At 62.5% G+C, this 12,340-nt stretch carries 9 protein-coding genes and 2 pseudogenes; 6 read left to right on the top strand and 5 right to left on the bottom strand.

Features of this window, described 5'->3' with window-relative positions; all coding sequences use genetic code 11:
* Positions 1–767, top strand: a 767-nt coding sequence (locus I5W_RS29695; protein WP_148289084.1) for a glycoside hydrolase family 25 protein, incomplete at its 5' end; no start/stop codon positions are given.
* Between the two features lie 32 nt (positions 768–799).
* The gene (locus I5W_RS10380) at positions 800–1,009 is read left to right on the top strand and encodes a hypothetical protein (RefSeq protein WP_044529159.1); all 210 of its coding nucleotides are present in this window, start codon (positions 800–802) and stop codon (positions 1,007–1,009) included.
* 9 nt (positions 1,010–1,018) lie between these two features.
* Here the strand turns inward: I5W_RS10380 and I5W_RS10375 are convergent, their stop codons facing one another.
* Entirely contained in the window at positions 1,019–1,675 is a 657-nt protein-coding gene (locus I5W_RS10375; RefSeq protein ID WP_044529158.1) for an alanyl-tRNA editing protein, read from the bottom strand.
* A 174-nt stretch (positions 1,676–1,849) separates the two neighbouring features.
* Between I5W_RS10375 and I5W_RS10370 the strand changes: the two genes are divergently transcribed.
* Positions 1,850–2,605, top strand: coding sequence for a hypothetical protein (locus I5W_RS10370; RefSeq protein WP_252716984.1), 756 nt, complete (start codon positions 1,850–1,852; stop codon positions 2,603–2,605).
* A gap of 20 nt (positions 2,606–2,625) precedes the next feature.
* Here I5W_RS10370 and I5W_RS10365 read toward each other — a convergent pair whose 3' ends face one another.
* Positions 2,626–5,553 carry an HD domain-containing phosphohydrolase gene (locus I5W_RS10365; protein WP_044529156.1) on the bottom strand — a complete coding sequence of 976 codons (2,928 nt, stop codon included), beginning with the start codon at positions 5,551–5,553 and terminating at the stop codon, positions 2,626–2,628.
* Positions 5,554–6,029: 476 nt separating this feature from the next.
* Between I5W_RS10365 and I5W_RS10360 the strand changes: the two genes are divergently transcribed.
* Complete coding sequence (locus I5W_RS10360; RefSeq protein WP_017455351.1) at positions 6,030–6,242, top strand: cold-shock protein; 213 nt, start codon at positions 6,030–6,032, stop codon at positions 6,240–6,242.
* 509 nt (positions 6,243–6,751) lie between these two features.
* On the opposite strand, the gene I5W_RS10355 is transcribed toward I5W_RS10360, so the two are convergent.
* Positions 6,752–8,746, bottom strand: coding sequence for a transketolase family protein (locus tag I5W_RS10355; protein WP_044529155.1), 1,995 nt, complete (start codon positions 8,744–8,746; stop codon positions 6,752–6,754).
* Between the two features lie 384 nt (positions 8,747–9,130).
* Between I5W_RS10355 and I5W_RS10350 the strand changes: the two are divergent.
* Positions 9,131–9,900, top strand: a pseudogene (locus I5W_RS10350) (YggS family pyridoxal phosphate-dependent enzyme).
* 8 nt (positions 9,901–9,908) lie between these two features.
* Here the strand turns inward: I5W_RS10350 and ptsJ are convergent.
* The gene (gene ptsJ, locus I5W_RS10345) at positions 9,909–11,210 is read right to left on the bottom strand and encodes a MocR-like B6 salvage transcription factor PtsJ (RefSeq protein WP_044529154.1); all 1,302 of its coding nucleotides are present in this window, start codon (positions 11,208–11,210) and stop codon (positions 9,909–9,911) included.
* Positions 11,211–11,640: 430 nt separating this feature from the next.
* Here ptsJ and I5W_RS10340 point away from each other — a divergent pair, with 430 nt between their 5' ends.
* Positions 11,641–11,895 carry a DUF2442 domain-containing protein gene (locus I5W_RS10340; protein ID WP_017453959.1) on the top strand — a complete coding sequence of 85 codons (255 nt, stop codon included), beginning with the start codon at positions 11,641–11,643 and terminating at the stop codon, positions 11,893–11,895.
* Between the two features lie 77 nt (positions 11,896–11,972).
* Here the strand turns inward: I5W_RS10340 and I5W_RS10335 are convergent.
* A pseudogene (locus I5W_RS10335) lies at positions 11,973–12,340 on the bottom strand (DEAD/DEAH box helicase); the annotation flags it as partial.

The following is a 12,340-nucleotide window of genomic DNA, read 5'->3' as shown; positions in this document are numbered from 1 at the left end:
CATGGATGGTGGATATGTCATCCAACAACAGTGCAGTTATTTTAAATAAAGGAGCAGTTTTTGGAGATTCAAATACTTACATAAAGTTAGTGATACACCGTGTCACTATTGGTTCATATGCCCCTCCTAAATTCAATGGAGACCCATTATTTCAAGCACGCTCCAGAGAGGCCTATGATGCAGGCATATATTTCGGGGCATATCACGTCGCATATCCGAGCACTGACGCCATAAGTCAGGCAAAAGGGTTTTTGAGCGCTGTCAGTGAGCAATGTATTGCGCAACAAAAAATCATTCTCGCTGTCGACTGGGAGCATGTATGCTCGAAATGGAAAGTGGCCGGTAAAAAGAAGATCTGTAGTGCTGAACAGATAGTTCAGCCAAGCTTCATCAATGCCTTTGTCAAAGAAGTTATTTCTATTACAGGTGTCACGCCTATCATCTATACATCTCCCCGAACATTGCGAGAATTTACTTCCTATTTCCATAGCAATGAAGATGCACGTGAATTCTTGTCCTCAATGCCACTGTGGATAGCTAGATACCGTAGTCCGACTGGCCATGTATTTCCCACAGACGGCGAAATGTACCCATGGAACGATTGGGTTTTTTGGCAGTTTGCGGAAGGAAAAGGAGCCGGCCCAACGAAGCGTGTATCTCTGAAAATTGGGAACGAGCCAGTCGATACAAATTACTACAATGGTGAAAGAACAGAAATAGAGGGCTTTTATGCAAAGCACGCTTGGACGTGTAAGAGACCTGGTTGAACCTATTTTGATGACAGGAGCGCTTCAAGGATTTGATCGGCCCCTGCAACAAGCGCATCGTGCTCAAGGCGATCCGTTCCTACGGGTATTTCGCGGCCGAGGAAGTGCTGTTCGACAATGCGCGCCTGATCGAAGAGGGAATGCGGCCGCCGCAGCCGCTGACCCATTACGTGATCCTGTGCGAGCGTACCAGCAAGGACATCCTCATCGCCCAACAGATGAAGTACGACTACCAGACCTGAGCGTTCTGCTCACGCTTCAGCGGCGGGCGCATCCAGCAGGATCTCGATGCGCTCCTTGCCGCGACCGGTGTTCTTGCGTTTGAGCTTGAGGCTGCCCACTTCGGCCGTGGTGCGCGGGTGCGTGCCGCCACAGGCCATGCGCGCAAATCCTTCCACTTCCCAATAACGCCGTCCGGCCTGTTCGTCACTGAAGGCAGTGACGATGGGCAGGTCGGCGCTCACCAGTTGCTGCGCCGAAGCTTCGATGCTGGCAAAGAGCGGTGCCAGGCTGGTGTCGCTGGCAAAATCCACACGTGCCTTGTCCACCGCGATGTGTGCGCCGATGCGTTCGATGCCGGGGCGCAACTGATAGACCAGTTGCAGCACCATCTCGGCGGCGAAGTGCAGGCGCATGAGGCGATAGCGACGCGCCCAGTCGATCTGCATCGAGACCGCATCCCCCACCCGCAAGCTGTGCCCGGCAGGCAAGGTGTAGACGATGCTCTGTTCGCGCTTGTCTGCCTGCAGCACCGGATAGCCGCCCAAGGTGCCGGCATCGCTTTCCTGCCCGCCCGAGAAGGCGAAGAAGATGGTCTGCGCGACTTGCACCTGGTCGCCCTCGACCTGGGTGATGTGGGTATCGAGTTCGGTCTGGTAGGGGGCTGACCAGAAAAGCTTGTGCGTCATGGCGTTCTGAAAAGAAGGAGAAATTTCGTCAACCAACGATGATGCCGGCTGACCAGTCATGGAACCGTGCATGGGGGACTCAGTCTACCGCTTGCTGCTTTATTGTGCAGCTTAACCAATGGAGTCTCCACCATGTCATTGCACGAAGATTACATTTTTCCGCTCCAGGCGCACTTGGATCAACCCGACTGGCCGGCCCTGGAGCAGGCCTTGCTGGCCCACGGTTTCGTCGTCGAGCCACGCGGCGAGGGTGTCCCGGGGCCGGCACTGCAGGAGTTGCGCTTCCAGTTGGCGCAAACGCTCGATTGTCGGCTGCAGTGGAAAGAGGGGGCAAGCACTACTGGCGATGTGTTGCGCTGTTACGTGGAGGCAGGCGCCTTGCCTGCCGATCTTCCGTTGCGTGACGACCTGACCATGGTCGAGACCCTGGCGCTGCTGGCCCAGCACGGTATCACCGGCCTGGATGAGAAAGAAGATACCCAGGTAAGCTGGCGCAGCCCCATGTATCGCCCCGGCCCCGCCACCTTGGCATTGTTGAGCGCAGATAGCGCAGCCGACTACGAGAACGATCCGCAGATGTTCAGTATCGACCTTGAGGCGTCGGATGGCCCCAATCCCGTGGTCAACGTCGGCGAGAACCTGGAGCCGCCCTGCGTGCCGGGCAGTGACGAACCGTTGGAAGAGATGGCGCCTTTTGGTTCGCATGTGGATTTCATCGGCGCCGCCTGGGAAGACCCGGCCGTGCAATGGATTGACCCCCAATCCGGTCGCAGCTATTACATCCTCGATCTGGATTGGCAATACAGCATGGCGCTGGGATTTCGCATGTTGCGTCTGAAAGGCTTCGACCAGGACAGTACCCTGCGGCTGGCGCAGGCCGTGAGTGGGCTGGTGGGCCAGCCGATGGGGGCCAGTCACTTGCACCTCTGATAGTACATTCCTGCGCGTACTCAATCCTGCTGTGGCAGCTCTTCCAGCAATGCTTCGATGGCGTCGATATCGACCTCATCACGTTGCGCCGGTCGCAACAATTCATCGGCATAAGCCTGCCATAGCCGGCTGCGCAGGAAGTAACGGAACAGTTCCGTATCCAGATGCTGGTCGCGGCACATCGCTGCCATGATGCGCAAGGATTCCGACAAGGTCTTGGCCGGCTTGTAGGGGCGGTCGGCGGCAGTCAAGGCTTCGAACACGTCGGCCAACGCCATTACCCGGTCCTGCAGCGGCAGGGTGCTGGCGCGCAGGCGGCGCGGGTAACCGCTGCCATCCATCTTCTCGTGATGGTTGGCGGCGGTGTCGGGGACGCTCTTGAGCGAGTCCGGCCAGGGCAGGCTTTTCAGCATCACCAGCGTCTGCACGATGTGGTTGTTGATGGCGAAGCGGTCTTCCTCGGTCAAGGTGCCGCGCCGTACCGTCAGGTTGTGCAGCTCCCCCATGTTCTGGCGATAGTGTGGCAGCTTCATGTCGAAGCCCAGGGTATTGCGCGGGTCGCCGCGTTCGACGGCAGGGCGGTGGCCGTCATCCCACTCCACCTTGTGCTCCGCTCGGTCGGCCAGCAACTGCTCGGTGTGCGGCAGGCTTGGAGAAGGTCGTCCGTCGCGGCTCGCAGCCAGGCGCCGGGCTTCTTCGTCGGCCAGGCCCAGGCTGTCGTCGAAATGGCGCTGCCAGGTCTGGCGGGCGATCTGGTGCAAACGGGTGATGGCTTCATCGGACATGGTCTCGCCGCCCACATTGCATTGGGCGACGAAGGCAAAATCCTCGCGCAGTTGCGCGCGCCGTTGGTCCAGTCGTAGCCGCAAGGCTTCGGCCTGTGGCGGGGGCAGGGCCGGGAAGTAATCGCGCAGCAGTTCCAGTTCGGCATCGCGCCACAGCACTTCGAAGCGCATCCGCACTTCGTGGATGCGGTTGTGGATCACTTCCAGCTTGGTGGCCTTGTCGACGATGTGCTCGGGGCTGGTGACCTTGCCGCAATCGTGCAGCAGCGCGGCCAACTGGAAGGCATAGCGCTGGTCTTCGTTGAGCTGGAAGTCGGCGTAGCGTCCCTCGCGCTCCTGTGCCAGGCGCTCCACCAGCATGATGGCCAGATGCGGCACGCGTTCGCAGTGACCGCCGGTATAGGGGCTCTTGGCGTCGATGGCGTCGGCCATCAGGCGGATCAATGATTCCAGCAGCGCCTTTTGCGCGGCAATCAACTGGCGCGTTTCGATGGCCACCGCCAGCATTCCCGACAGGCGTCGCGCAAAGGCCAGAAAGCGTGGATCTTCATGCGCGCTGTCATGGGCGTGCATCAGTACCAGCAGACCTTCCAGCGAACCATTGCGGCCACGCAGGTCCAGTTCCACACGCAGGCGGCCATCCTCGGTCTCATGGGCGTCGCCAGCGGCGGCCTGATGTTCGTCATAGGACATACCGTCGGTCAAGCCGCATTGCTGGCCATAGGCTGCGGCGCGCTGCATCTGCTGGCCTTCGTGCTGCCACAGATAGACGGCACCGCCGTCGCAGCGGGTGGCTTGCACGAATTTTTCCAGCACCTGCTGCAGCATCTGCTCGACATGGGTTTCGGTGCTGAGGATGGCACTGATGTCGAGGAAGGCTTCCACCGTCAGGCTGACGTGGTCCACCATTTCGGTGAGCATGTTGACCTCGCGCAGGGTGCTGCGTCCTCGGCCCTGGGTACGGAAATCGAAGCGTGACAGGCGCGCGGCCTTTTGCGCCAGGCGCTCCAGGCTCAGGCCGATGGCGCGTCCGGCCCACCAGCCCAGCGGCAGGAACGCCAGCACCAGCAGGAAGGCCACCAGCACCATGGTCTTGCGGTTGCGGTCCAGTTGTCCCAGCAGTTCGTCGCCGGGGGCGGTGATGAGCAGCTTGAGGGCGTGGCCGTCGATCACGTTGAAGGGCAGCGACAGACCCAGCCATTCACGCCCCTCGACTTGGTAGAGCGCGCGTGTATCGCCCGCCTTGCTTCGTTGCGCCAGCAGCGACAGGCTGGGCACGTCCAGATCCTGCAAGCCACGGAAGCGGAAATTGTCACCCTCCTGTTGCAGCACTCGGCCCATGTCGCTATAGGCGATCACCTTGTCGGCATCGTCCACCAGCGCCAGTTCGCTATGCGGCGTCAGGCGCAGATTGCCCAGGCTGGTGGCCAGGTCGTCCAGGGTCATGTCGAGGGCCACCACGGCATCGCTGTTGCGGGCGCGCTGCGAGAGGCTGATGCCGATCTGGCGCGTGGTGAAGAACACGTAGGGCGCCGAGATCGCCGGCGTGAGCGAGCGGTCGGCACGGGCATACCAGGGTCGGGTGCGTGGATCGAAGCGATACTGGGGTTGCTCTTGCAGGGCCAGCAGTTTCAGCTCGGCGTTGTAGAAGCGGTATTGGCCGTGCTGCTGGCCGGCTGCATCGCGCACGATGGTCTGCACCAGGAAGGTGGCCTCGGGCGGGGCGACGAAGAACGCCCGCTGCTCGGCTCCGCGCAGCGAGCGCACCAGCAGGAAGTCGCCATTGGGATAGCCCACGTAGACCGCCGAGACCAGGGGATTGGCCACCAGGTCGATGGAAAAGGCGGCAATGCGCGTGAGGCGCTCATCAAGGTCGGTGGCTTGCGTGATGGGGTCGAAGGACAACTGGCGCAGCGTCGCCACGGCCGGATCGATGATGCGGCGCGAACGCTCGGTCATGATGCGACCGGCGTCTTCGGCCGAGCGCTCGGCCATATCCAGCAGCACCTGGCGCGCGCCCCACCAGCCTACCGACACCAGCACCACCGCCAGCAGGATCATGCCGGCCATCACCAGCCCGGAAATGCCGAAGCGAACCGGCAGGCCGGGGACGGTGGCGTCATCCTCCGAGGGATCGAGCAAAGGGCGTTCGGGAAGGGGCATTGAGCACGCAGAGGGCTGAGCGACATGCAACGGAACCCGCGATTCCATGAACGCCACTGACCTGTAGCGCAAACGGAACACGGCCTTTTAGGGACCGCGCCAATATACCGGAATTACGTTGCAGAGCAAAAAATGCTCAAACGGCTTTTCCGCCCTCTGATTTTGTCTTCGAATGCGCTGCATGGCCCTCCCTTGGGGCTAGCCGGCAGCAGGCGTGGGCCGCCCGGGCTGGGCATGGGCCGCCGATGGCGACCAAAAAACCACACAAATATCAACAGAAGCCGGTACCTTGGCGCATCTGGTGTACAATGTGACCTGTACTTGCATCAAGTTGTATTCTTGTTGGTTCCAATTCCGCCTGACTGTCGTTCCCTCCTCGGTCGTTCTGTTTTCTTTCCTTCGGTTTCAGTTCTTGGTTTCAAGTGCCTTCCAGGCATAGGCCTTCATTCGTCCCAAACTTTCCAGAGGAAACAAACATGAGCACTCAAACCGGCGTAGTCAAATGGTTCAACGATGCCAAGGGCTTCGGCTTCATCACTCCTGATGCCGGCGGCGCCGACGTCTTCGCGCACTTCCAGGACATCCAGTCCAACGGCTTCCGTAGCCTGTCGGAAAACCAGCGCGTGTCCTTCGACCGCGGTGTCGGCCCCAAGGGTGAAAAGGCCACCAACATCAAGGTCATCGCGTAAGCGAACCGAGAACATCCTCGCTGCCTGTTCCTGAACGCCAACGCAATTCCATACGCTGCCTTGGCCAGGGCGGCAGCAACAGCAGCATCACCGTCGCGATAGCCACGGTTCTCCGAGGATCGTCACCGTGCAGATAGCATGGGCCGATCACGGTTGGAGCGAAGGGGATGCGCTGGGCGGGGCAAGCCAGCCAGTCGCATGTGGCCGTACAGATAGTGCGGGCATGGGGCAGCAGGGCAAGCGCCTGCCGATCACGGGTTTGTCCCGTGTAGCAAATAGTTAATTAATCGCTCGTAGAGAAGTGAAGGGGCCGCACCAACGGCGGCACCAGGACAACCAGACGAACACCTGGATGGCGACCGCACCGGCCAGATAGGCCGGGCAGGTCAAGCCCGCGGCACCTTGCAGATAGCATGGGTTGCAGGTCATCCAGCGTTAATCAATGAACGGCCCACCTGAATTCAGGTGGGCTTTTTGCGTTCTGGGGGCGATATGAAGGATGCTGCAGATCAGCCTGGACTACTGGCCAGCAGGCGCGTCGCTTCGGCCACCACCGCCTCGGCGGTAATCTGGAAGTGAAGAAACAGCACATCCGCCGGCCCCGGTGCGCCAAAACCCTTCATACCGACGAAGCCGCCGCGCGCGCCCAGGTATTGATCCCAACCAAAACGCAAGGCCGCTTCCACCCCCACCCGCACCGTGCCGCTGCCCAGCACTGCCTCGCGATAGGCCGGCTCCTGCTGGTCGAACAATTCCCAGCAGGGCAATGACACCACCGCTGTCGCAATGCCGCGCTGCTCCAATTGCTGGCGTGCCGCACAGGCGATGGCCACTTCCGAGCCGGTTGCCAGCAGTGTCACCTGGCGCGGCCCGCAGTGCGCCTCCTCCAGCACATAAGCACCGCGCGCACTCAGATTGGCCAGCTCGAAGCGCTGGCGCACCGGTGCCAGCGTCTGCCGCGCAAAGACTATGCTCACCGGCCCGCTCTGGTGCTGCATGGCCACTTCCCAGCATTCCACCGCCTCGCTGGCATCGGCCGGGCGCATCACCAGCATATTGGGCATGGCGCGTAGCGCGGCCAGGATTTCCACCGGCTGGTGCGTCGGCCCGTTCTTGCCGATGCCAATCGAGTCATGGCTGAAGACGAACTTGACCGGCAAGCCCATCAGGGCCGCCATGCGCATGGCCGCACGCTGGTAGTCGGAGAAGGCCAGGTAAGTGACGGCCAGCGGGATCACCCCGCCATGCGCGGCCATGCCATTGGCCATGGCACCCATGACGTGTTCGCGCACGCCGCAATGCACATAGGCACCGCCACGGTCACGAGCGGTGAAGGCTTGCAGCGAGCCCTTGTGCGCGGTCGGCGCTTCCAGGTCGGCGCAGCCCACCATGCGTTCGGGGACCACCTCGGCCAGCAACTGGTTGATGGCGGCGGAAATGAGGATGCCGCCCTTGGCCTGCGCCGGCTCATGCGCATGACGCTTGAATTCGAGCAGCACGTCCTGCCAACCGTGCGGCAGTTCGCCGCGCATGACGCGTTCGAACTCCTGGCGCTGCTCCGCAGGCAGTGACTGCACGCGCTGCTGCCAGGCGGCGTGTTCGACATCGTTGCGCTGGCCGAAGCCGCGCCATGGCAAGAGGATCTCGTCCGGTATCTCGAACGGGCCATGCGGCCATTGCAGCAACTCGCGTGCGGCCTGGGCATCGTCTTCGTAGAGTCGGGCGCTATGGCCGCCACGTTGCCCCTGTACACGCGGAATGCCGCGTCCGATCACGGTGCGGCAGGCGATCATCGAGGGGCGGTCAGCACCGCGGGCCGCGTCCAGTGCGCGCGAGACGGCCTCGATATCATGCCCATCCACTTCCACCACGTGCCAGCCGGCGACCCGGAAGCGCTCGGCCACGTTCTCGCTGATCGATAGTTCGGTGGCGCCATCGTCGGTGATCTGGTTGTCGTCCCACAGCAGGGTCAGTTTGGAAAGCCGCAGGTGGCCGGCCAGCGAAATCATTTCCTGGCCGATGCCTTCTTGCAGGCAGCCATCGCCGACGAAGGCATAGGTGCGGTGATTGACGATGGCGTCGCCAAAGCGAGCATTGAGATACGCCTCGGCCACCGCCATGCCCAACGCATTGGCGATGCCCTGGCCGAGCGGGCCGGTGGTCACTTCGATACCGAGCGCGGGGGAATATTCCGGGTGGCCGGCACAGTGCGAGCCGAACTCGCGGAAGCTGCGCACCTGTTCCAGCGTGATGTGCTGGTAGCCGGTCAGGTACAGCAGGCTGTAGAGCAGCATCGAGCCATGACCGTTGGAGAGCACTACGCGGTCTCGGTCGGGCCAGGTCGGGTCGGCCGGGTTGAAGCGCAGGTGGCGCGCATAGAGTGCGGTGGCAATCTCGGCCATGCCCAGCGGCACGCCCTGGTGGCCCTCGGTGGCGCGCACGATGGCATCGATGGAAAGAAAGCGGATGGCGTGCGCCAGCCGCGGCAGGATGGATGGATTCATGACGGCAAGACGCCCGTGCCGCAGGGCCGGTGCGCGAGTCTCCGTTGTTATGGTGGAGATGCATTCTTTGCGCGGTGACGGGCGGCAGGCAAGCGATGAAAATTCAGCAATGACTGAATCCTTGTCATCTATGCAGACTACTCAGATTATTCGGGCGCGGCGTTCATGCTATATTTTGTCCTATGACAAAGTAAGATGACCGCGGAGTTCCTCATGCCTGTTCCCCCTGACGCGCTATCCGAGCACACCCATACCTACACCCACACCCACACCCACACCCACACCCACACCCACACCCACACCCACACCCACACCCACACCCACACCCACACCCACACCCACACCCACACCCACACCCACACCCACACCCACACCCGCCATGACATGCACGGCCGCTGGCCGCAGGCGGCAACCGTCGAGGATTTTCGGCACAACCTGGCGGCCACGCAGCAGCGCATTGCCGCTGCCTGTACGCGTGTGGGGCGCGATCCGGCCGGCGTGCGTCTGCTGCCGGTCAGCAAGACCAAATCACAGGCCGCCATCCGCCTGGCCTATGCCGCCGGATGCCGCATCTTGGGTGAGAACAAGCCGCAGGAAGCCTGGCAGAAATGGCAGGCACTCCAGGATCTGCCGGATCTGCAATGGTCCGTCATCGGTCATCTGCAGACCAACAAGGCCAAGCTGGTGGCCCGCTTTGCCAGCGAGTTCCAGGCGCTGGACAGCCTGCGCCTGGCCGAGGCGCTGGAGCGGCGGTTGCAGATCGAGGGGCGGGGACTGGATGTGCTGGTGCAGGTCAATACCTCCGGCGAGGCCAGCAAATACGGCCTGGAGCCGGATCAGGTGGCGCCTTTCCTGCGCCAATTGCGGGCTTTTCCGGCGCTGCGGCTGCGCGGCTTGATGACACTGGCGGTCTTGTCGGCCGAGCCGGAAAAGGGTCAGGCCCTTCTTTTGCGCGCTTGCGCCAGTTGCGGGAACGCTTGCGCCAGGAGTTGCCCGATGGCGCCTTGCTCCAGGACTTGTCCATGGGCATGTCGGGCGATGCCGAGATCGCCATCGAGGAAGGCGCCACGGTGGTGCGGGTGGGGCAGGCCATCTTCGGCGCGCGTGATGTGCCGGACTCACATTATTGGCCGACTACCCCCGCAGCCGCCTGAACCGCAGCTCATCCCAAGCATTGCCGCAGATCGGCTGCCAGTGCCTGTGACAGGTCTTCATCCAGGGTGGAGACGGTGATGCGCAGCCCGCTGACGGCCTGCTGCACGGCGAATACCGAACCCGGACGCACCAGCCAACCCTGGCGCGCCATGGCCAGCGCCACGGCCTGGTCATCGGTGCTCAAGGGCAAGGGTAGCCACAGGTTCAGGCCATCGCCCTGCGACCAACAGGCAATGTCCTGTGCCGCCAAGGCCGACTCCAGCCCCTGACGACATTGGCCGTAGGCTGAACGCGCGCGCTGCATCAGGCTGGCCGTCTCTGGCTGCGTGATGGTGAACTCGATGGCGTCCTGCAGGAAGTGACTGACCCAGTTGCTGCCTGCGCTCAGGCGCGTGCGCAACAGGCGCGAGGTGGCCGCATCGCTGGCCACTGCGGCCACCCGCACATCCGGCCCCAGCGCCTTGGAAAACGAACGCACCAGTGCCCAGCGGCTGGCCTGGCGCGGGATCACCGAGTGATAAGGCTGGCCCGAGAGCAGCGCGAAGTGGTCATCGACGATCACCAGTACGTGCGGGTGTTTTTCCAGGATGGCGCTCAGCGCACGGGCGCGTCGCCGGCTCAGGCTGGCCCCGGTGGGGTTGTGCGCGCGCGGGGTCAGGATCAGCGCTTGCACGCCGCGGTTGAGCGCAGCCTGCAAGGCCTCGGGCAACATGCCTTGCTCATCCATGCCCACGCCGACCGATTGCCAGCCTGAATTGCGCAGCAGATTGATGCTGGCCAGGAAGCAGGGATCTTCTACCGCCACCTTGTCGCCATGGCGGAGATGGGCCGCCAGCAGGCGTTCGATGGCGTCGACCGCGCCATGGGTGAGGTCCACTTCAAACTCCGGCGGACAATCCGGGCGGCACCACTGCATCATGAATTGCGCCAGGCCCGCATTGACGGTGGGCGCGCCATACAGCCTGGGCTGGTAGGCGATGCTGCGCCAGGTCTGTGCCAGGTCCGGCAGCCATGCCGGGTTGGGGTTGCCATCGGCCAGGTCGGTCAGGGCCGTGTCGCCCTGGCTGCCTTCTTCTTCGCCGGGGGGCGCAGGCGCGCGGATGACCGTGCCCAGCCGGCCCTGGGTGATGGCGATGCCGGCCGTGGCCAGGCGCCGATAGGCCGCTGCCACGGTATTGCGATTGAGCCCCAGCTGTTCGGCCAACTCGCGTACCGGCGGCAGCGCCTGGCCGGCTTGCAGGCGCTGGGTCTGCACCAGGGCGCGCACGCATTCGAAGATGTCTGCTGCTGTCTTGCCTTGAATTTTCATATCGGTCTGTCCTTGCCAACGTCCAGCGGCAGGACCATCCCGCCTGCCGCCCGGGAGACGGAGCCGATTATGACATAGGCGAAAACTTGTTTGACCTAGGGCCTGTTCACATTTAATCTGCGAGTGCGAGAGGTCGCCAAGCGTTGACTGCCTAGGCGCGGCGACGCGCCGTAGTGGTGCTACGGCAAGGAGCTGCAACAACGGCAGGCGACGCTTGGCGGCCTCTCCCGGAGGGTTGCCCCCAGAAGGCGCGCTGGCCGCGTTGCACGTCAGGGCTGGGGGTGCCTCCACCAGCCCTGACGCGTGCCTTGGCNCCANGCNTTTTGGGGGCANCGCATCTCGCAGATTAAATGTGAACAGGCCCTAGAAGACTGGGCGCTTTGCCAGGACATGCAGGCCCCCAAGCCGATTGCGCCTTTGGAGTGATGATATGGAATGGGATGTGGTTGAAGTCAAACTTTCTGGCGACTATGCCTTGCAGGTCCGCTTCAGGGATGGGGTGGAAGGCCCGGTCAGATTCCTTCCCAGTTTCTTTCGTGGCGTCTTTGCACCGCTGCGCGATCAGAGGCAATTCAGGCAGGTCTGCCTAGTGGATGGCGTGGTGACCTGGCCTGGGGAATTGGACCTTGCTCCCGATGCCATGCACGACGCCATCAAGCGTGATGGTCAATGGTTGCTTGCATGAGCCCGTGAGTTTGGCGTGCCAAGAAAAAGCCGCTTCCAAAGAAGCGGCTTTTTTTACACCTTGATACCGGTTGGCAATCAACGATCGCCGTAGGAGCGACGCGGGCCGTCAGCACGGAAACCGCCGCCGTTGTTGCCCTTGTAGCCGCCACCAGCACCGCCTTCGCGACGCGGGCCGTTGCCCGGCTTGGCGCCACCGAAGCTGCGACCTTCGCGATTGCCGCCGAAGCCACCTTCACGGTTACCGCCGAAACCGCCTTCACGATGACCACCACCTTCGCGGTTGCCAGCGCCGAAGCGCGGGCCGCTGTTGCTGCGGCCATCACCCGGACGCCAGCCGCCCGGTTTGCGCGGGCTGCGCGGTGCTGCAGTCTTCTTCGGTTCGAAACCTTCGACCACGTCCACCGGAATGGTTTGCTTGGTGAAGCGCTCGATGCGCTTGACTG

It is taken from the genome of Herbaspirillum sp. B65, from assembly GCF_000333555.1.
GTDB classification, from domain to species: Bacteria; Pseudomonadota; Gammaproteobacteria; order Burkholderiales; family Burkholderiaceae_D; genus Herbaspirillum; species Herbaspirillum rubrisubalbicans.
The sequence above is the reverse complement of the archived record's forward strand: the minus strand, read 5'-3'. Positions and strand labels throughout refer to the sequence as shown.